At 70.8% G+C, this 20,961-nt stretch carries 14 protein-coding genes; 8 read left to right on the forward strand and 6 right to left on the reverse strand.

The window, feature by feature from the left end; genetic code table 11:
• Positions 1-124 precede the first annotated feature (124 nt).
• The 3 genes from ABT061_RS17690 to ABT061_RS17700 all read left to right on the forward strand — a co-directional run bounded on the left by ABT061_RS17690 (position 125) and on the right by ABT061_RS17700 (position 3,386).
• Positions 125-553 (forward strand): barstar family protein, encoded by a 429-nt coding sequence (locus ABT061_RS17690; RefSeq protein WP_350918324.1) that lies wholly within the window; start codon positions 125-127, stop codon positions 551-553.
• 434 nt (positions 554-987) lie between these two features.
• The gene (locus tag ABT061_RS17695; protein ID WP_350918327.1) at positions 988-3,030 is read left to right on the forward strand and encodes a sensor histidine kinase; all 2,043 of its coding nucleotides are present in this window, start codon (positions 988-990) and stop codon (positions 3,028-3,030) included.
• The gene (locus ABT061_RS17700) at positions 3,030-3,386 is read left to right on the forward strand and encodes a DUF742 domain-containing protein (RefSeq protein WP_350918330.1); all 357 of its coding nucleotides are present in this window, start codon (positions 3,030-3,032) and stop codon (positions 3,384-3,386) included. The genes ABT061_RS17695 and ABT061_RS17700 overlap by 1 nt, the downstream gene beginning before the upstream one ends.
• A gap of 34 nt (positions 3,387-3,420) precedes the next feature.
• Here ABT061_RS17700 and ABT061_RS17705 read toward each other — a convergent pair whose 3' ends face one another.
• Positions 3,421-3,912: a GNAT family N-acetyltransferase gene (locus ABT061_RS17705; protein ID WP_350918333.1), complete on the reverse strand. Its 492-nt coding sequence runs from the start codon at positions 3,910-3,912 to the stop codon at positions 3,421-3,423.
• Positions 3,913-4,026: 114 nt separating this feature from the next.
• Between ABT061_RS17705 and ABT061_RS17710 the strand changes: the two genes are divergently transcribed.
• Positions 4,027-4,656, forward strand: a complete 630-nt coding sequence (locus tag ABT061_RS17710) for a GNAT family N-acetyltransferase (RefSeq protein WP_350918336.1) — start codon at positions 4,027-4,029, stop codon at positions 4,654-4,656.
• A gap of 146 nt (positions 4,657-4,802) precedes the next feature.
• Here ABT061_RS17710 and ABT061_RS17715 read toward each other — a convergent pair whose 3' ends face one another.
• Positions 4,803-8,348: an ATP-binding protein gene (locus ABT061_RS17715; protein ID WP_350918339.1), complete on the reverse strand. Its 3,546-nt coding sequence runs from the start codon at positions 8,346-8,348 to the stop codon at positions 4,803-4,805.
• Complete coding sequence (locus tag ABT061_RS17720; RefSeq protein WP_350918342.1) at positions 8,348-8,839, reverse strand: GNAT family N-acetyltransferase; 492 nt, start codon at positions 8,837-8,839, stop codon at positions 8,348-8,350. Before ABT061_RS17720 ends, ABT061_RS17715 begins: the two co-directional genes overlap by 1 nt.
• 219 nt (positions 8,840-9,058) lie before the next feature.
• Here ABT061_RS17720 and ABT061_RS17725 point away from each other — a divergent pair, with 219 nt between their 5' ends.
• The gene (locus ABT061_RS17725) at positions 9,059-10,459 is read left to right on the forward strand and encodes an FAD-binding oxidoreductase (protein WP_350918345.1); all 1,401 of its coding nucleotides are present in this window, start codon (positions 9,059-9,061) and stop codon (positions 10,457-10,459) included.
• A 640-nt stretch (positions 10,460-11,099) separates the two neighbouring features.
• Positions 11,100-13,646 (forward strand): pectate lyase-like domain-containing protein, encoded by a 2,547-nt coding sequence (locus ABT061_RS17730; protein ID WP_350918348.1) that lies wholly within the window; start codon positions 11,100-11,102, stop codon positions 13,644-13,646.
• A 236-nt stretch (positions 13,647-13,882) separates the two neighbouring features.
• On the opposite strand, the gene ABT061_RS17735 is transcribed toward ABT061_RS17730, so the two are convergent.
• A complete protein-coding gene (locus ABT061_RS17735; RefSeq protein WP_350918350.1) occupies positions 13,883-15,142 on the reverse strand; it encodes an RNA polymerase sigma factor in 1,260 nt (419 codons plus the stop codon).
• Between the two features lie 198 nt (positions 15,143-15,340).
• Here ABT061_RS17735 and ABT061_RS17740 point away from each other — a divergent pair, with 198 nt between their 5' ends.
• A complete protein-coding gene (locus ABT061_RS17740) occupies positions 15,341-15,973 on the forward strand; it encodes a TetR/AcrR family transcriptional regulator (RefSeq protein WP_350918352.1) in 633 nt (210 codons plus the stop codon).
• The gene (locus tag ABT061_RS17745; protein ID WP_350918355.1) at positions 15,970-16,650 is read left to right on the forward strand and encodes a VC0807 family protein; all 681 of its coding nucleotides are present in this window, start codon (positions 15,970-15,972) and stop codon (positions 16,648-16,650) included. Before ABT061_RS17740 ends, ABT061_RS17745 begins: the two co-directional genes overlap by 4 nt.
• A 39-nt stretch (positions 16,651-16,689) precedes the next feature.
• Here ABT061_RS17745 and ABT061_RS17750 read toward each other — a convergent pair whose 3' ends face one another.
• Both ABT061_RS17750 and ABT061_RS17755 read right to left on the reverse strand, forming a co-directional pair.
• Positions 16,690-17,853: an FAD-dependent monooxygenase gene (locus ABT061_RS17750; RefSeq protein ID WP_350918358.1), complete on the reverse strand. Its 1,164-nt coding sequence runs from the start codon at positions 17,851-17,853 to the stop codon at positions 16,690-16,692.
• A 52-nt stretch (positions 17,854-17,905) separates the two neighbouring features.
• Positions 17,906-20,956: an AfsR/SARP family transcriptional regulator gene (locus tag ABT061_RS17755; protein WP_350918361.1), complete on the reverse strand. Its 3,051-nt coding sequence runs from the start codon at positions 20,954-20,956 to the stop codon at positions 17,906-17,908.
• Between the last annotated feature and the right edge of the window lie 5 nt (positions 20,957-20,961).

Below are 20,961 nucleotides of genomic sequence, written 5' to 3' on the forward strand. Positions count from 1 at the left end.
AGACAATGTCATTCCAGCGAGCGGCGGGAAGACACGCCGCTGCCCCGTTTTCCAGCGGGCGCGCGCGGGTAGTTCGGCGAGGTGAGATGTCCGAGAAACAGTGCGAACCAGCAGCTCAGGGCGTGTGGTCGACGGTGAGCCGGGACGGCGGCCGCCGCACGCCCCTCCCCTGCGACGGGCGGGGATGATCGCGTTGCCCAGGGGAACGTTCCGCCAGGGGTCGGCGGAGGAGATCGAGTCCATGCTCGGCACCGCGACGCCGCACCCGCTGAACGGCGCGAAGATCACCACTTCGGCCGAGGCGATGGACGCGATCGCCGAGGCCCTCGACCTGCCCGATCGTTTCGGGCACACCCTCGACTCGCTTTATGACGTGCTGACCGACCTGTCGTGGCTGCCACCGGGCGAGCACCTGCTGCTCTGGTCGGAGCCGTCGACGCTTCGAAGCGAGGACCGCCAGACCTACGACGCCATCCGGACCGTCCTCACCGAGGCGGTCGCCGATGACACGCCCGGAGAGTCCTTCCTGTCCGTTCTCGTGCTGACCGACTGAGCCGTCGCCACGCAGTGCGCGCAGAAGGCACCGCCACGACCCTCGGGACAGCTGCAGCGCCAGTCCAGCGTCTCGTCGACGATCCGGAACTCGACGCACGCGGCGCCCTCGTCGACCTCGGCCGTCACCAACCGCGGGCTGAAACGGACCAGCTGCACCGCCAGCGTGCCACCCTGGGCCCGCGCCGACTGTCCCGCCCGCTCAGCCTCGGCTTTGACCAGCTCCGCAATCGTTTGCATTGAAGGCCCCCTCCTACCTAAAGAGACGTATCTGAGGTATGGAAGGTTCCAAACCGATACAGCACGATAAATCATCTCAACGTGACTCACATGCACATCTAGCACCAAGTGACCCACATTGCTATGTTTGGCGACTGTTAACCACGCATCTCAGTAGTGCGAGGTATTATGGCTGGCCGAAAATACTCAATCAGGGTGAAAATTTTTACCTTACTTCTGGTACCAATTATATCCCTTGTAGCCATTTGGGCGTTTGCTGCCAGCCTGACGGTCCAGAGCGGCCAGGAACTCCTCAAGATCCGCGACGGCTACGCGTACGCGGTCCTGCCCGCCAGAAAGGTGACCACCGCGCTCCAGCACGAACGGCTGCTGTCGCTGTCCGTCCTGGGAGACATCGACGTCTCGCGTGCGGAACTGGACGCCCAGCGCGTCCGTACGAACGCCGCGCGAGCCGAGCTGGAGCGGCTGATCACCGAGGCCCGTTCCGACCTCGTCCCGGGCACCTGGGAGCAGCTGAACCGGCTCCTTCGCACCATGGACCGGCTCACCGAGATCCGCAGCGGCGTCGACACCCGCACCGACACCCGGCTGCAGACGCTCGACGCCTACACCGGGATCATCGAGGCCGCCTTCGACGTCTACGAGAAGGTGCGGATATCCACCGACATCGAGTTGACCGACCAGGCGCGGGCCGTCGTCATGGTCGGGCGGAGCCGCGAGATCCTCAGCCAGCAGGCCGCCCTGATTTCCGGAGCCGTGGTCGAGGGGGCCATGAGCCCCTCGGAACGTGCCAGGTTCAGCGAGCTGGTCACCGGCCGCAGGCTCCTCTACTCCCTGGGCTTCGACCAGTTCGACGCCGAGTTCCAGGCCCTCTACACCCCCCTGCACGACTCCCCCGACTACTCCTCGTTCGAGGGGATCGAGAACGCCATCGCCACGTCGGCGGTCCCGGTCCCCGCCTGGGCCGAGGTCGCCACCCGTCTCTCCGACGACTTCGACAGCCGCGCCGGAAAGGTCAGCGAACGCATCAGCGAGCGGTCCACGCCGCTCGCCACCGGCATCCTGATCCAGATCGGCCTCGCCGGCGGGCTGGGCCTGGTCGCAGTCGGGTTGTCCGTCTTCGTCTCGGTACGGTTCGGCCGGCGGCTGGGCGGCGAGCTCGTCGACCTCCAGCAGGCGGCCCTCGACCTGGCCGACAGGCGGCTGCCCGACGTGGTCCGGCGGCTGCGCCGGGGCGAGGACGTCTGCTCGGAGGCACCCGAGATCAATGTCGGCAGCACCACCGAGGTCGCCAGGGTCGGTGAGGCGTTCTCCTCCGTGCAACGGACCGCCGTCGAGGCCGCCGTCGGGCAGGCCGAGATGCGCAAGGGCGTCAACAAGGTCTTCGTGAACCTGGCCAGGCGCAGCCAGTCCCTGCTGCACCGGCAGCTGGCCATGCTGGAGACCATGGAAGGGCGGGCCCGCGACCCGGAGACCCTTGAGGATCTGTTCGGCCTGGACCACCTGACCACCCGGATGCGCCGTCACTCCGAGGGCCTGATCATCCTGTCCGGCGCGGTCCCCGGACGGGGCTGGCGGACCCCGGTCACGATCTACGACGTGGTCCGCGCCGCGGTCGAGGAGATCGAGGACTATCCGCGCGTGACGATCAGCGTTCCGCACGGCCCGTCCGTGATCGGCGCGGTCGTCACCGACGTGATCCACCTGGTCGCCGAGCTGGTCGAGAACGCCGCCATGTTCTCTCCCCCGCACACCTCGGTACGCGTGCACGGCGAGACGGTCGCCAGGGGCTACGCCATCGAGGTCGAGGATCGGGGGCTCGGCATCCCCGCCGAGGAGATGGCCCGGCTCAACGCGCGGCTGGCCGACCCGCCGGAGTTCGACCTGGCCGACAGCGACCGGCTCGGCCTGTTCGTCGTCGCGCAGCTCGCCATCCGGCACGGCATCCGCGTCTCCCTGCGCCCCTCCCCCTTCGGCGGCACCACGGCGATCGTGCTGCTCCCGGGCGAGCTGGTGGTCGAACCGCTCGATCCCCGGTTCACCTACTCGGTCGAGGTCGAAAGGCTGCCCTCCGGCAACGGCCTCCCCAAACGGGTGCGCCAGACCGTACCCGCCGAACGGGCCGCCTCCGGCGACCCCGCGGAGGCCGCCCCGGAGAGCAGGAGAGCCGTCCCGAGCGGCGTGCTCGCGTCGTTCCGCGACGAACGGCGGCGCACCGGGCAGGAGGGCGGGCCCTGATGACCGAGCGCTGGCTCGACCGGGAGGCCGGTCCGATCGTCCGCCCATACACGATGACCCGCGGCAGGACCAGGGCCGCGGGGGCTCATTTCGACCTGATGGCCGTGGTGGTGGCGGTCAGGGCCCCGCGCCGGGACCTGCCGCCCGAGCACATGTCGATCCTGAACGCCTGCCGCGCGCCGATCTCCGTCGCCGAGCTGGCCGGGGAGACCGGCCTGGCCGTCGGAGTGCTCCGGGTGCTCCTCGGCGACCTGCGCGACCACGACCTGATCACCGTACGGCTCCCCGCGGCTCCCGCCGCGATCCCCCGCGAGAACCTGCTCCGCGACCTCCTCGCCGGGCTCAAAGCCCTCTGAGCCCGCGTTGCACCGGTGCGCCGGACATCACCGCTCAGTCGGTGGCCAGGCGGGCATGCCGCTCCACGTCATAACGGACACCCTGGTAACTCAGCTTGGCCCGCTCGACCCCCTCGGACCGGAATCCGGCCCTGGTGGCCACCGCGCAGGACGCCGCGTTGCTGACCCGGTGTCCCAGCTCCAGGCGGAACAGCCCCCGTTCCCTGAAGGCCCACTCGGCCATCTTCCTGGCGGCGGCCACGGCCACGCCCCGTCCCCTGGCACGCGGGATCGTCCAGTAGGACACCCAGCCGGTCTCGTGCGCGTCGATGTTGCTCACGGCGACGTTCCCCACGACCTCGCCGTTGGACACCACGGCGAACGCCCGCGCGTCATCGCGGAAGCCCCAGACCCCCATCCACTCCAGCGCCGCCTGAGCCGTGTCGATGGGCCGGGCCGCCTGCTCGGCCATGTCCGGGGAGCTGAACGCGTCGAGCACGACCCACATGTCGTCGGGTCGCCATCCACGCAACTCCACTTCAATCATGCCGTGCAGGGTAACCCCGGGACCGTCCCGCGAAATGCGCCGGCACCGGCGAGACGGGGCCGCCCCGTCGGCAGATCTTGTGAGAGCGATTTCACACGCGGCAGGATGGCTGCCATGACGACTGTCCGGCCGTACCATCCCGACGACCGTGCCGCCCTCTACGACATCTGCGTGCGGACCGCTCACGAGGGCGGCGACTCCCGGCACATCTACCCCGACCTTGACCTGATGCCGAGCATCTTCGCAGCTCCCTATGTTTTTCTGGAGCCGGACCTGGCCTTCGTCCTCGATGACGGCGACCGGGCGGTCGGCTACGTCCTCGGCACCGCGGACACCGTGGCGTTCGCCGGGGCGTTCCGGGCCTCGTGGCTCCCCCTGATGAGAGAGCGCTTCCCCGCTCTCGACGGGCCGCCCGCATCGCCGAGCGAGGTGATGATCGACCTGATGTACCGTCCCGAGCGCATGGTCGTGCCGGAGCTGACCGGGTACCCGGCGCACCTGCACATCGACCTGCTCCCCGACCACCAGGGCAGGGGGCACGGCCGGGCGCTGATGCACACCTTCCTCGACGCGCTGCACGGCAAGGGGGTGCCGGCCGTCCACCTCGGCATGGTCAGCGTCAACACCTCGGCCAGGGCCTTCTACGACCGCCTCGGCTTCCACGAGATCCCGGTCGCCGACTCCGGCCCGCTCACCTATCTCGGCCGGAGAACGGACCGGACAGCGCCGCCGAGCGAGTCGTAGCCCGACCCCGCCCGCCGCTCTGAGGTCCGGAAATCGTCCAGTCCCAGATAGATCTGGAACCCGCTGGGCACTCAGCAGCCATAAGTGACGATTCGGAGAGCCGCGACCTCACCGGGAAGAGCTTCGGCCACGGACGGCCGGAGGGATCAGCTTTCGCGGATCTCCCTGGCCAGCGCGGCGCTGCGGTGTTCCAGGTGCCGCAGCCCGAGGCGGCGGTGGGTCTCCCGCGCTCGCTCGGCGTGCGCCAGGGCGTCCTCGGCGCGACCGATCCTGTGGAGCAGCCGGGCGACCACATCATGGACCGTCCCCCAGGAGATGCATCCCGTTCCCAACGTCACCAGCTGTCCGGCGATGGGTTCCAGCTCCTCCAGCAGCCCGTACGGATCGGGACGGCCGATCCTGGCCGCGACGAGACCCCACTGCCAGGTGGCGAACTGCCACGCCCAGTCACGCTCGACGGCGACGCCCCACCGGTCGATCAGACGGTGGGCGAGCGCCTCGTCCCCCGCCTCGATCACCGCCAGTACGGCGGCGGGGCGCAGCAGGCTGTTGGAGTCGTCCTCGGCGGCCTCAAGCAGTTCCGGCAGAAGCACCCCGTGCCGGCCCTGTGCCCAGGACGAGAAGAAGGCGCAGAGGAGATGGATGTACTCCGGGCCCCAGAGGCTGATGCGCCGGTAGCTCTCGGCGCCGGTCGCGGCAAGCCTCTCCACCTCCTCCCAGCGGCCGTCGAGCATCGCCCGCCCGGTCGCGGCGTAGGTCACCTGCGTCTCGATCTCGGGCATCCGCACCTCGCCGGTCAGGCGCAGGCAGCGGGCCAGCTCGGCGTCGTAGTCGGCCAGCCTTCCCTCGCGCAGGAAGGTCGGCATCCGGTGCAGGCGGGCGATGATCTCGGCGGCCCGGGGCAGGTCGGGGAGGGACAGGATCTCCTCCGTCGCCCGGTAGCGCTCCTCCTCGTGCTCCGGGGTCCATGAGGCGATGACGAAGTTGTTGAGCGTGCGCGCGAGCAGGCGGTGGTCACCGGCCCGCCGGGCGAGCGCGACCGCCTCGGCCGCGAGACGCGCTCCCTCCCACCGCCGTTCGCTGTAGTAGAGCTCCACCCCGAGGGTTCCCAGCAGCTCGGCCCTGACCGCCTCCCGCCCGGGTGGCAGCCGGTTCAGCTGGTCCTCCAGCACGTCGATCATGCGCGTGTCCACCACGCCGTAGGCGCGCCAGTTCCACAGCGTCACCCCGCCGAAGACCGTCGCCGCCTCGATCACCGCCGCGTCGTCGCCCATACGGGTGGCGAGGGTCACGGCCTCGTCCAGGGCGGTGTGCGCCGCGATCACGTCGCCGGCCACCCTGCGCGCCCGTCCCAGCTCGATGAGCAGGGCACCGCGGCTGAACGCCGAATCTGCGGACTGCGGATCGAGCGCCGCGAGCGCCTGCTCCCAGAACATGACCGCCTCGTCATAGGCGAGGCGGGCCGCCGCCTGTATCGCCGCCCTGACGGCGTACGACGTCGCCTTGGCCGAGTGGCCGATCCTGGCCGCCATACCGAAGTGGTGGGCGAGCACGGGCAACCTCGGCTCCAGGTTTCCCGGGTGAAGATTCTCGACCGCCTCGCCCACCCGCCCGTGGATCTGCGCCCGCTGCAGCCGGCTCAGCCCCGTGTAGAGAGCCTCGCGGACGAGCGCGTGCGAGAAGCGATAGTCCCAGCCTCCGGCCACCTCGGTGAGCAGGCCGGTCGCCACCGCGGGTTCGAGCAGCATCATCATCCGGGCGCCGCCGATCCCGGTGGCGGCTTCCAGCACGTCCGCGTCGACGTCCCTGCCGATCACCGCGGCTGCCCGCAGGAGCGTCTGGGAGTCCTCGGGCAGCCGCGAGACCCGCTGGGTGATGACGTCGCGTACCCCCTCGGGGACGGAGAGGGAGGTGACGTCCGCGGCGGCGACCTGGTCCAGGGGCGAGACGCTGTCCAGCAGGCGGAGCACCTCGCCGAGGAAGAAGGGGTTGCCACCGGTACGGTCGTGCAGCGCGCGGGCCAGGGCCGGGTCGGGGCCGATGTCCGCACGGCCGGACCGGCCCGGATCGTCAGGGCCCGCGTCGTCCAGGTAGTCGGCGACCTGCTCCCGCGTGAACGCGGTGACGTTCATCCGCTCGGTACCGCGCTGTCGGACCAGATCGCCTAGCGCGTCCGTCAGCGCCGGCCGCGCCTCGGCGGCCTCGGGGCGCAGGGTCGCCAGCACGAGCAACGGCACCCGGTGCAGGTCGCCGCCGAGGAAGGTCAGCAGCTTCAGGGATGCGGCGTCCGCCCAGTGGACGTCCTCCATGAGGATGAGCACCGGTGCCGCGCCCGCCCGTCGTGACAGCGCCCTGGCCACCGCGTCGTGCAACAGGAAGCGCGCGGTGTCGGGATCGTCCGCGACCGAGGCCCCGTCCGCGCCCGTCAACCGGCGGATCACGTTCTCGACCCCCGCTGCCTCCCGGGTCACAGCCTCAAGCCCTCCGGCGCCGGCCTCCGCCTCTTCTTCGAGGGCGGTCAGCACCTGGATCCACGGCCAGAACGCGGGCGCGCCACGCCCTTCGACGCACCGGCTCCACACCGGGGTGACGCCCAGTTCCCCGGCGATCTCGGCCGCGGCCTCCGCCAGACGGGTCTTGCCGACACCGGACTCGCCGCTGACCAGCAGCACACCTCCCGCACCACGGGCCGTGTCCCGCACCCGCTCCCGGATCCGGTGCAGGTGGGGCTCCCTGCCCACGAGCCTGCGCCCACGCGGAGCGGGGACGCGCCACTCCCTTGCCGCCCGGGGAACCACGACGTCTTCTCCGCGGGACGATCCGTCCCCGCGCGCGGGCGAGATCTCCTCCCCGCGCGCGATCGACGGCCAGGAGCCTTCGAGAGACTCGTCCTGGTCGAGGATGGCCTGTTCGAGACGGCGCAGTTCAAGGCTGGGATCGAGCCCGAGTTCGTCACCGAGGAGGGTGCGACAGCGCTGGTAGGCGGCCAGCGCCTCGGCCTGCCTGCGGTCGCGGTACAGGGCGCGCATGAGCAGCGCCCAGGACCCCTCCCGGTAGGGATCGAGATCGAGCAGATGCCCGGCCTCGACCGCGGCCTCGCTGAACCTGCCGAGCAGCAGCCACGCCTCGGCCCGCGTGGACAGCGCCGACAGGCGCGCCTCGGTGAGGCGGGCCACGGTGGGCCCCACGAAGGAGCGGTCGGAGAAGTCGGCGAGCGGCTCACCTCGCCAGGCGCCGAGTGCCGCGTCCAGAGATCGCTCGGCCTCCCACGCCCGCCCATCGGCCAGGGCGGCCTGCGCCTCCTCGACGGCCCGGCTGAAGCGGTTGGCATCCACCTGATCGGGCGAGATGTCCAGCAGGTACCCAGGCTCCCGGGTCCGCAGGACGCGAGCGGGGGACCGAGGGCTGCGCAGCGGTTCGAGGATCCTACGGAGCTGGGAGATGTACGCCTGGAGCGTTCCTGTCGCGCTGGACGGCGGCTCGTCGGCCCAGAGCCGGTCGATCATCTGGTCGAGGGGGGCGACATGGGGCGCGTTGAGCACCAGGAGCGTCAGCACGGCCCGCTGCTTGCGGGATCCGAGGTCGAGGAGCGCACCGGTGCCGTCGGCCACCTCCACCGGTCCGAGAATGCGGAAATCCAGGCACGCCGCAGCCTGGACGGTATCCGGTGCTTCGCCACCGTTCGCGAGCATCACAACTCCCGCACGAGCCACGCGACCGCCAATGCCTCGATCGCGGGTCCATCGTACCGGCAGGCCGCAATGGGGGTTCTGTCCGCGGCGACGAAACCGGAGGAGCCAAGGAGTGAGAACGTTCCCGGATCCGCCGCCGCCACACGGTAGCGCACCTGTTGGACGCCGTCCGCGCGCATCTCCGTCAGCAGGTCGCCCAGCAGCCTCCGGCCGAGCCCCCGTCCCCGGTGTGGCAGCGCGACGACCAGGGCTCGCAGGCGGGCGTCACGGGCGAGCTGCCCCACCTCGACGAGGGCACCGGCCACCGGCGGATCGTTCACCGGCCGTGCCAGATCGACCAGCACGTACGCCCGGCAGCGAGCGACCGACACCTCGGACAGGGCCTCCGCCAGGGCCTCGTCGAGCAGATCGGGACCCGTCACACCCGCGTATGCCAGGATCTCCCGCAACAGCAGGGTGCTGGAGGGCTGGGACTCCAGTGGCGAAGACATGCGCGCAGCGTCCCACGGCCGTCTAGGAAACGGCTAGGAGACCTCTAGGCCCTCGGCCGGGACCGGCTGGCCACCACTCCGATCGCCGTGGCCGCCGGCCCGCAGCCACAACCCAGCCGTCTCCAAGTGCCGGCTGCGATAACTGGAGGACCGGGCCGATCGAGGCCCTGCGACCTCGCCCCACGCCGCGAGTCGTCTCACACCATCGGGAGAACCCTCATGAGTACCGCCTTTTCCACGGCCGAGCATCTCGGCGGAGAGCTGGAAGCCCTGCGAGGCCAGGTCGCCGGCCCTGTCCTGTCTCCTGGTCAGGACGGCTACGACGAGGAGACCGCGGGTTTCAACACCGCGGTCCGGCACCACCCGGCCGTCGTCGTGGGCGCCACCCGCACCGCGGACGTCATGGCGGCGATCCGCTTCGCGGTCCACCACTCTCTTCCCGTCGCCGTGCAGGCCACCGGGCACGGCGCCGTCCAGGCCTCCGACGGGGCAATGCTGATCAACACCTCCAGGATGCGCGAGGTCACCGTCGACTCGTCCAGCCGCACCGCGCGGATCAGCGCGGGCTGCCGCTGGGCGGACGTCATCGCGCAGACGACCCCGTACGGCCTGGCGCCCCTGAGCGGTTCGTCCTCGGGCGTGGGGGCGGTGGGCTACACGCTGGGCGGCGGCATCGGCCCGATCTCACGGACCTTCGGCTTCGCCGCCGACCACGTACGGGAGATCACCGTGGTGACCGCGGACGGCATGGTCCGGGTGACGGACCCGGACACCGAACCCGACCTGTTCTGGGGACTGCGCGGTGGCAAGGGCAGCTTCGGCGTGGTCACCTCCATGGTCATCGACCTGTTCCCGGTGTCGACCCTGTACGGGGGCGGCCTCTACTTCAGCGCCGAGGACACCCCCGCCGTCCTGCACGCCTACCGGACCTGGGCCGGCACGCTGCCGGAGGCCACGACCACCTCGGTGGCGATGCTGCGCCTGCCCCCGGTGCCCGAGCTCCCCCCGCAGCTGCGTGGCCGCTTCGTGACCCACCTGCGCTTCGCCCACCTCGGCGACGCCCACAAGGCGGAGGCCCTCCTCGCCCCGATGCGGGCCGTCGCCGAACCGATCTTCGGCGAGATCGCACAGATGCCGTTCAGCGCGATCGACTCCGTGCACCAGGACCCGGTGCACCCCATGCCGAGCTGGGATCGCGGTGCCCTGCTGCGCGAGCTCGACGCGGAGACCGTGGAAGCGCTCCTGGCGGCGGCCGGCCCGACGGCCGACGTGCCGCTGGCCGTCGTGGAGGTGCGCCAGCTGGGCGGGGCGCTGGGCCGCGAGCCGCGCCGGCCGAACGCCGTGGGCGGGCGGGACGCCGCCTTCGGCGTGCTGGTGATCGGCGCCCCCGTTCCCGAACTGCTCGACACGGTCATCCCGGCCGTGGGCGGTGCCGTGCTCGCCGCCCTGGCTCCCTGGCAGACCGGCGGGACGCAGCTCAACTTCCACGGGCCGATGCTCGCCCCCGAGGACCTGGCCCGCGCCTGGTCGGAGCCGACACTGCGCAGGCTCAACGCCCTCAAGGACCACTACGACCCGGCCCGGGTGTTCCGCTTCGGCCACGTCGTGCCCCGCGTCTGAACGCTCCGATTCACCGGCAGGCGAGGGGGCCTGCCGGTGTGACGATCGTGCGCCTGTCCACCTAAACGGTGTTGCGGCGGTCCCGGCCGTCTGCCCGTCCACGCCGGTGGCGGAACTCGCGGCGGAGGCGGAGAAGGTGCTCCGGACGTCGATGGCCCCCAGGCAGCCGATGACCGCGACAGCCGCGGTGGACAACGCGAAAGCTTTCATAGCACCACAAATATTCCGCATATCAGAATTACCATAGATAAATAATTAATCCGCGCTTATATCGCTTAATCTCATTAATTGAGCCAGCATCCCCGGAGTCCGCCACCGCGGGGTGCTCGGCGGGACGCCCTCGACCGGCGTCCAGTACGTGATCTTGTAGACCGGTCCGCGGGGATCGGACACGGCGGCGGGATCCGGCGGAGCCCGGGGGGCCCCGGGAGGACGGCGCACAGACCCCGGCGGCCCAAGGCGCCTCCCACACGCGGGGACGGGGCCCCGATCCACCCCATCCGCGTCACACGACCTATTGACCCCATGTTTCCGACGAGTTAAATTAAGTGTAGAAATAAGGCGTTGATTTACGGGTGCCGTAGTCGCGCCTCATCTGCCGTCGGACCTTCCACCCCCCGGATCCACTGTGGAGACAAGCATGAGAGGTCTGTTCCGTCCTGCCGCCTTATGGACTGCCACGGCAGTCGTGGCGGCTCTGCTCGCAGTACCGTCGAGCCCGGCCTTCGCCGACACGTTGTTGTCGCAGGGCAAGACCGCGACGGCCTCCTCGACCGAGAACGGCGGAACCCCGCCGGCCGCCGCGGTCGACGGCGACACCAGCACCCGCTGGTCCAGCGCGGCCGGCGACTCCCAGTGGCTCCAGGTGGACCTGGGCGCCTCGTCCAGCATCAGCAGGGTCGTGCTGAACTGGGAGGCCGCGTACGGCAGCGGGTACAAGATCCAGGTGTCCGAGAACGGGACCACGTGGACGGACCTGAAGACCGTCACCGGCGGTGACGGCGGAATCGACAGCTGGGACGTCACCGGCAGCGGCCGGTATGTCCGGATGCAGGGCGTCACGAGGGCCACCGGCTACGGATACTCGCTGTGGGAGTTCCAGGTCTTCGGTGGCGGCTCGAACCCCGTGGGCCAGTGCGGGACCACCAACGCCGCGTTGAACAAGCCCTCAACCGCGTCGTCCACCGAGAACGGCGGAACCCCCGCGAGCGCCGCCTTCGACGGCAACAACGGAACCCGCTGGTCCAGCGCGGCCAGCGACCCGCAGTGGATCCAGGTGGACCTGGGCTCGCCCCAGACCATCTGCAAGATCGACCTGCGCTGGGAGGCCGCGTACGCGAGCGCGTTCAAGCTCCAGGGGTCGACCAACGGCACCACCTGGACCGACCTGAAGACCGTCACGGGCGCCACCGGCGGCGTTCAGTCGCACGAGGTGAGCGGCTCCGCCCGGTACGTCCGGATGCAGGGCACCACCCGGGCCACCGGCTACGGATACTCACTGTGGGAGTTCGCCGTTTACACCACGTCTGACGGTCCGGTGCTCCCCGGCGGCGGGGATCTGGGACCGAACGTTCACGTCTTCGACCCGTCCATGTCCAGCGCCGCCATCCAGGGCCAGCTCGACACCGTCTTCCAGCAGCAGGAGTCGGCCCAGTTCGGCACCGGGCGCCACGCCTTCCTGTTCAAGCCGGGCACCTACAACGTGAACGCCAATGTCGGCTTCTACACCTCGATCATGGGTCTGGGGCAGTCCCCCGACGACGTCACCGTCAACGGCGTGACCGTCGACGCGGGCTGGTTCGGCGGCAACGCGACCCAGAACTTCTGGCGCTCGACGGAGAACCTGTCGGTCCAGCCGCCCGGCGGTACCAACCAGTGGGCCGTCTCCCAGGCCGCGCCGTTCCGTCGCATGCACATCAAGGGCGCGCTCAACCTGGCCCCCACCGGCTACGGCTGGGCCAGCGGCGGCTACATCGCCGACAGCAAGATCGACGGCGCCGTCGGCCCGTACTCGCAGCAGCAGTGGTACACCCGGGACAGCTCCGTCGGCGGCTGGCTCAACGGCGTGTGGAACATGGTGTTCTCCGGGGTGCAGGGCGCTCCCGCCACCGCCTTCGCCGACAAGTCCTACACCACGCTGGACAACACCCCGATCAGCCGCGAGAAGCCGTACCTCTACATCTCCGGCAACGAGTACCGGGTGTTCGTCCCGGCCAAGCGGACCGACGCGCGCGGCGTGAGCTGGGCGAACGGCGCCACCCCCGGAAGCTCGATCCCGCTCAGCCAGTTCTACGTCGCCAAGCCCGGTGACACGGCAGCGACCATCAACGCCGCGCTCAGCCAGGGCCTGCACCTGCTGCTCACCCCCGGCATCTACCACGTCAACCAGCCGATCAACGTGACCAGGGCGAACACCGTGGTCCTGGGTCTCGGCCTGGCCACGATCATCCCCGACGGCGGCGTCAGCGCGGTCAAGGTCGCCGACGTGGACGGCGTGCGGCTCGCCGGCTTCCTGGTCGACGCGGGCCCGCAGAAGTCCGACGTGCTCATCGAGGTCGGCCCGCCGGGGTCGAGCGCCGACCACGCCGCCAACCCGACCACGCTGCAGGACGTGTTCGTCCGGATCGGCGGCGCCTTCGCCGGCAACGCCACCACCAGCGTGGTGGTCAACAGCGACGACGTGATCATCGACCACACCTGGCTGTGGCGCGGTGACCACGGCGACGGCATCGGCTGGAACGTCAACACCGCCGAGACCGGCCTGATCGTCAACGGCGACGACGTCCTGGCGACCGGCCTGTTCGTCGAGCACTACCGCAAGTACGACGTCGAGTGGTACGGCGAGCGCGGCCGGACGATCTTCTTCCAGAACGAGAAGGCGTACGACCCGCCGAACCAGGCGGCCTACATGAACGGCAGCACCAAGGGCTGGGCCGCCTACAAGGTCGGCCCCGCGGTCAACACCCATGAGGGCTGGGGCCTCGGCAGCTACGTCTACTTCAACGTCGACCCGACGATCGAGGTGGAGAACGCGTTCGAGACCCCGGTGAAGCCCGGCGTCAAGTTCCACAGCCTGCTCACCGTCTCCCTCGGCGGCAACGGGCGGATCAACCACGTGATCAACGGCACCGGCGGCCCCGCCTTCGGCACGGCCACGATCCCGTCCAAGCTCGTCTCCTACCCCTGAGGCACTCTGAGCCCGCCTGATCAGCGGTGGTCAACGCGCTCTCCTCGCTGATCAGGCGTTTCACCCCACGCCGTGGGTCTCCGCTGTCGCAGGGAGGCCCACGGCCTCGGCGTGGGCGGCGGTGCCGAGGAGGTCAGGCCGGAGCAGGGCCCGGCGACTACCTTCGCCACCTGGCAGGAGCGGGTTCGAGGTCACGGACCGCCCCTGACATCGTCCGACGGGGGTGCCGCTTTCGCTCACCCGTGGGTGGCGGCCGCCCGGGCGAGGAAGAGGGTCCGCTCGCGCTCGTTGCGGGTGAGTTCGGCGGCCCGTTCGAACTCCTCGCGCGCCTCGTCGAGACGGCCCAGTCTCACGAGCAGATCACCCCGTACGGCGGGCAGTTGCGGATAGCCCCTCAGCGCACGCTCCGCCGCCAGCCCGTCCACGATCTCCAGGCCCCGCGCCGGGCCGTACGCCCTGCTCACCGCGACCGCGCGGTTCAACTCCACCACGGGTGAGGGGGCGAGGTGGGCGAGCACCCGGTAGAGGGCGGCCATCCGTTCCCAGTCGGTGTCGTCGGTGGACCGCGCACGGGCGTGGCAGGCCGCGATCGCGGCCTGCAGGCCGTAGGGACCGAGCGTGCCGAGCGCCTCGGCACGTTCGAGCGCCTCCAGCCCCCGGCGGATCAGTAGCCGGTCCCACAGCCCCCGGTCCTGGTCGGGGATCAGGACCGGCTCACCGTCCGGCCCCGTCCTGGCCCGGAGGCGCGACGCCTGGATCTCCATCAGGGCGACGAGGCCGTGCGCCTCGGCCTCCCGCGGCATCAGACCCGCCAGGATCCGGCCCAGGCGCAGCGCCTCCTCGCAGAGCGAGGGGCGCATCCAGTCGTCACCGGCGGTCGCCGAGTAGCCCTCGTTGAAGATGAGATAGACGACCTCCAGCACCGATGCGAGACGCTCGCCCAGCTCGGCCGGGGCGGGCAGCTCGATGCGCACCCGCTTCTCGGCGAGGGTGCGCTTGGCCCGGAAGATCCGCTGCCCGACCGTCGGTTCCGGCACCAGGAAGGCACGTGCGATCTCCTCGGTGGTCAGGCCGCCGAGCAGGCGCAGGGTGAGCGCCAGGCGCCCCTCGGTGGACAGCACCGGATGGCAGGCGGTGAAGAGCAGGCGCAGCACGTCGTCACCGATGTGGTCGTCGAGGGCGTCGTCCAGCTCGGCCTCGGCCGCCTCCTGACGGATCTCCATGTCCCGGCCGACCTCTTCGAGCTTGTGCTCGTAGCGGGTCCTGCGGCGGAGCAGGTCGATCGCCCGGTGCTTGGCGGTCAGCATGAGCCAGGCTCCTGGATTATCCGGTACGCCGGATTTCGGCCACTGCTCAAGCGCCAGGACCAGGGCGTCCTGCGCGAGTTCCTCGGCCAGGCCGACATCGCGCACCATCCGGGCAAGCCCCGCGATCACCCGCGCGGACTCGATCCGCCAGACCGCCTCGACCACCCGATGAGGATCACCAACCGCCATGCCTCCCGATCCAACCATCCCGCCCGCACTCGCGACACCTTTCGATCCCGTCGCCCGAGGGCCCCGGACACGACGCGGGCGCGCACGGACCACGTGCCGCTCACCGGCCGGCGAGCGGCACGCGAATCGGACGGGACAGCCGGCCTTACCGGGCCCGGCACGCTTGCCTGCATTACTCATATGACGTATTTTTTACTCATGCAAGTAAGTCAGGGCAGGGAAACGTCCGCCGAGCGCTCCTTCACCGGCGCGGCCAGGCGCGCCCAGATCATCGCGGCGACCATCGAGACGATCGCCGAGCTCGGCTACGGCCAGGCGTCCTTCGCCAGGATCGCCGAACGGGCGGGGCTGAGCAGCACCCGCCTGATCTCGTACCACTTCGCCGGCAAGGACGAGCTGATGAGCGCGGCCGTCGCCGAGTTCTACGATCACATCGGACGGTTCATGGCCGGGCGGATGGCCGGCGTGACCTGTGCCCGTGACGCGCTGCGCACCTACATCACCGCGCTGGTCGCGTATATCGCGGACAACCGCCCACGGATGCGGGCGATGATGGAGATCTTCCTCAACTTCCGCGACGAGGGCGGAGCGAGCCGCTCCTACGACGAGGGCGACGAGAACGAGGTCCTCGGCCACCTCCAGCGCATCCTGCGCGACGGGCAGCGCGGCGGCGAGTTCCGCGACTTCGACACCTTCGTCATGGCGGCGACCGTACAGCGCGCCCTGGACGGCCTGCCGTTCCTGCTGGAGGCCAGACCCGATCTCGACCTCACCGCCTGCGCCGAGGAACTGGTGACGCTGTTCGACCTGGCGACCAGGAGCGGGCCGTGAGCGCCCCGAGCAGGCGGCGCACGCTGCTGCGCCTGCTGGTCGACCTGCTCGTACCGGCCGCCCTGTACTACGTGCTGCGCTCGGCCGGGATGAGCGTCTACCTGTCCCTGCTCGTCACGAGCGTGGTGCCCGCGGCCATGGGCACCTACACGCTGGTCAGGGAGCGCAGGGTCGACGGGCTCTCCGTTTTCATGACGGCCATGATGGTGCTGGGCGTGGGGGCGTCGCTGATCAGCGGCAGCGAGCGGTTCCTGCTCGCCAGGGAAGGGTGGCTGACGGCCGCCGTCGGGCTCTGGTTCCTGGCCAGCCTGCGGGTCGGGATGCCGCTCACCTTCCTGTTCAGCCGGCCGCTACTGGAGCACAGGTTCCCGGTCCGCGGCACCGGCGAGACGTGGGACGTGCTGTGGGAGCGGATCCCCCGCTTCCGCAGGGCCTGGCGGGTCACGACCGTCCTGTGGGGCGCCGGCACCCTCCTCGACTCCGCGGCGCGCGTGGTCATGGCCTACACGCTGCCGGTCGACGCCGTCCCCGCGCTCGGCACCGCTCTGTACGCCGGCACGTCGATCACGCTCATGGTGATCGCCAACGTCTACTTCGTCACGGTGGGGCTCTTCGACAGGCGGAGCGCGATGTACGCGCCGCTCGACGGCGAGCGCGCCCCGACACCCTCCACCTGAAGGAGCCCGCCGATGACCGGCGTCCTGACCCGCGCCGGGTCAGCGGCGCACCATCGACGGGTAGTCCTTGAGGGTTATGTTGGTCGCGAACCTGTCGGTCAGCCTCAGCATCAGCTTCAGCAGGAATCCGTAGCGGAAAATCCAGTTGCGCATCCGGATCCGGCCCGGGGTGCCGGGGGCGAGGAAGGGACCGGCGTTGCCGTTCCTGGCGATCCTGGCGTAGCCGCGGAACCCCTCCTCGTAGCGCCGGAAGGCGACCTGATGGTCCCCGTCCGCCGCCGCGAGCTCTCCGGCCAGGACGTACGCGCCGACCATGGCCAGGCCGGTGCCGAAACCGCCCAGCGTGTTGCCGTAGGCGGCGTCACCGAGCAGCACGACGCGGCCCCTGGCGTAGCGCTCCATCCGGACCTGGCTGATCGAGTCGAGGTAGAAGTCGTCCGCCTGCCGTACCGCGTCGAGGACCGCGGGGGTCTGCCAGCCCATCCCGGCATAGGCGTCGATCACGATCCGCTTCATCGCCTCCACGTCGTAGCGGTCGTAGTCGAGCGGCGGCGAGGCGAAGGCGAAGAAGACATCGGCTCCGGGCCCCCCGATGGCGACCAGCCTGCCGGGCTCGTTGTACATTTTCGCGATCTTCCCGAAGCGCTGTGGAAGGTCGGCCAGGGCGTAGTAGTGGCCGAGGAAGCGGACATGGTCGGCCTCGGGGCCGAAGGCCAGCCGGCGAACGTTGGAGTGGATGCCGTCCGCGCCCACCACCAGGTCGAAGACCTGCGGAGCACCGTGCTCGAACGTGACGTGGACGCCGCCCTCGGTCTCGGTGAGCGAGGTGATGGAGTCGCCGAAGACGTACCGGCACCCGGCGGCGAGCGTCCTGTCGTACAGCAGCCGGGACAACTCCCCGCGCGGGATCTCCAGATCGCCACCGGTGAACTCGCCGGGCATCACCGCCAGCCTGCGGCCGTTCGCGTCAACGATCTCCTGGTCGCTCCCGCCGGTCTGCAACCGCCGTACGTCCTCCAGGATGCCCATCCGCTCCAGCACCGACAGGTGGGTCTCGCCTTTGAAGTCGACCGCCTGGCCTCCGAGGCGCAGGGCGGGGGCCTTCTCGACCACGGTCACGGTGTGGCCGTAGCGGTTGAGCCAGTAGGCGAGAGCGGGGCCGCCGATACTGGCGCCGGAGATCAGGACGTTGCTGTTCCTCATGTCCCCGAGCCTCACCGGGAGCGCTGACAGGCCGGTGACAACCGGCTGACAGTCAGGAGATGGCTGTCAGCGCATCGTCCCGGCTCAGCGCGGCGCCCCTGGCGAACTCCGCGGCGAAGGCCTCCGCGCCGATGAGCTCCGTGGCGCCCGCGGCGACCCTCGCGACGTCAGGGTCGCCGGTGACGGCCGCACCGCGCAACGCCACCCCCACACCGAGCAGGAACGCGGCCCGCTCCGCCGCGCCTTCGAGCAGGGCAAGCCCCGCGTACCCCTCGGTGACCTGGGCGAGATCCATCGTCACCGCCGGTGACGTGCGCACCAGCGCGAGCGCCTCGCCGTGACGGCGCCCGGCCTCCGTGTGGTCGCCCTCTGCCTCGGCCAGCCGTCCCAGCGCGGTGAGCACGAGCGACGCGATGCTCTCGGTGACGTAACCGCCTGGGCCGGCGGCGTCCAGCGCCGCCGCGTAGTGTTCGCGTGCCCGTGCGTGATCGCGGCACAGCCGGGCGAGTTCACCCCAGCCCAGCTCGATCGGCGACCGGTGCGACGCGCTCGTCCCGCGCGCCAGCTCGGTGGCGCGCCGCAGGTCGGCGCGGGCCGCGGGAACATCGCCCTCGCGCAGCAGCCCGTCGGCCCTCCGGCAGAGCACATCCACCATCTCGTCCAGAGCGCCGAGCTGTTCGTGCAGATCCAGGGCCTCCCCCCACAGCCGCCTGGCCCGCGCCCAGTCCCCCCGCCAGCCGGCGATCACTCCCAGCCATTCGAGCCCCTGCGCCATCCCCCAGCGCTCGCCCACGGAGCGGAAGCTCGCCAGTGTCGACTCCAGCTCTCCCTCGGCATCGGCCACGTGGCCGTCAAGCAGGTGCATCAGGGACACCCCGAGCATGACCACGGCTCGGCTCCACGGGTCGGAGCCGAGCAGCCGCTCCCGCATCAGGCCGGCCCCGGGAGCCGGTGGCCCCGCGACCATGCCCCACAGAACGGACGTGAAGGGGTAGCGCAGCTCCCGGTCCAGCGACCGCATGATCTCCTCGGCCCGCGCCCACTGCGCCGGCAGGACATGCGGTACGGCCTGCAACACGCACAGGACGTACTCCTCCTCCAGTCCTTCGGGCGGCTCGGTGCCGAACCGTTCGAGCAGCCGGCGCGCCGACGAGACCGCCTGTTCCCGCCGCCCGCTCAGCCACTGGTACGCCGCCAGGGCCGCGATCAGCCGCAGCGCCGTCTCAGGGTCATCCGGTACGGCACGGCCCAGCGCGGCCCGCAGGTTGCTCTGCTCGGCGGAGAGCAGGGCCAGCCATTCGAGCTGCTCGGCCCGGCGCAACCACGGGTCGGCGCGCTGTGCCAGCTCCAGGAAGTAGGCGGCGTGCCCGGCACGCACCCGCTCCCGCTCCCCCGCCTCGGCCAGCCGCTCCGCACAGAACAGGCGGATCGTGTCGAGCATCCGGTAGCGGCCGTCGCCTGCCTCGATGAGCGACTTGTCCACCAGGCCGGCCAGCACCTCGCCGGATCCGCAGATCCGTTCGACGGCCTCCAGGGACGAGCTGCCCGAGAACACCGAGAACCGCGCGGCCAGCGCCTGCTCCTCGGGGCTGAGCAGGCTCCAGCTCCAGTCCACCACCGCGTACAGCGTCCGATGCCGTGCCGCCGCGGTGCGATCACCACGGGACAGCAGCGTGAACCGGCCGTACTCCCTCAGGCGCGCGACGATCTCCTTGACGGTGAACGACCTCAGCCTCGCCGCCGCCAGCTCGATGGCCAGCGGCAGCCCGTCCAGCATGCCGCAGATCTCGGCGACCTCGGCTCTCATCACGGAGCCGGGACGTACGGCGGCGGCTCGCTCCATGAACAGCCGCACCGAGGGATAGCCGAGTGCGTCGTCAAGATCCGTGCCAGGGGGCGGTACGGCCAGCGGCGAGAGCGGGACGAGCATCTCGCCGGTGAGCCCGAGCGGCTCGCGGCTGGTGGCCAGCACGGCCAGTTCCGGGCAGGCGTCGAGCAGCCGCCGGACGAGCGCCGCGGCCGGAGCGATCACGTGCTCGCAGTTGTCCAGGACGAGCAGGAGCTCCTGGTCTGCCAGAGCCGCCACGAGCCGGCCCGTGGGGTCGAGCCGGCCCGGCACCGGTGACCGCAGCCTTGCCTCGCGCAGACCGAGCGCGCCGAGCACCGCCAGGGGGATCTGACCTCCGTCGTCGAGCGGGGACAGATCGACGAAGCACACGTCCCGCGTCAGGCGGCGGGCCGCCTCGATGGCCAGCCTCGTCTTGCCGGTGCCGCCCGTACCGGTCAGGGTGATCAGACGGGAGTCCCGCAGCGAGTCGATCCGGTCCAGCTCGGCCTCGCGGCCCACGAAGCCGGTGAGCTGCGCGGGCAGCCGATGCCGTACCGTCCCGGGCCTCTCCGCGCCGCGCAGGATCGCCAGGTGAAGCGCCGCCAGTTCCGGCGACGGGTCGGCACCGAGCTCGTCCGCCAGCAGCCGCCTGACCTCGTCGAAGACGGCCAGCGCCGCGGCCTGCTGCCCGGAGGCGTGCAGCGCCCGCATGAGCTGGCCGCACAGCCGCTCGCGCAACGGGTTCTCGGCCGCCAACTGCCGCAACTCGGCTATCGAGGTGCCCTCCGGGAGCGCGAGCTCGGCCTCGACCAGGTCCTCCCGCGCCGCCAGCCGTAGCTCTTCCAGCCGGGCCGCCTGCGGCATGCCGGCCGGCGCGGGCCCTCGCCACAGCGCCAGTCCTTCGCTGAGCACCCTCGCGGCATGCTCATGCCGGCCTGCGGTCAGCAGCCTGTGCCCCTCGCGCGCGAGCCGCTCGAACCGGTGCGCGTCGACGTCATCGGGGTCGACCGCGAGCCGGTATCCGGCCCGGTGAAACGTGATCAGGCCGGGCGGCAGGCCGCGGCGGAGCCGGGACACCTGGGCCTGGATCGCGTTGGCCGCACCGGCCGGAGGATCGTCACCGTACTGCCCGTCTATCAACCGGTCCACGCTGACCAGCCGGCCCGCGTCAAGCAGGAGCAGCACCAGCAGGGCACGCGACCGGGGGCCGCCGACGGAGACGGGTTCCCCCTCCCCCGTCCGCACCTCCAACGGCCCCAGGATCCCGAACTGCACGAGAC

This window comes from Streptosporangium sp. NPDC002544 (genome assembly GCF_040295965.1).
In the GTDB taxonomy this organism is placed as follows: Bacteria; Actinomycetota; Actinomycetes; order Streptosporangiales; family Streptosporangiaceae; genus Streptosporangium.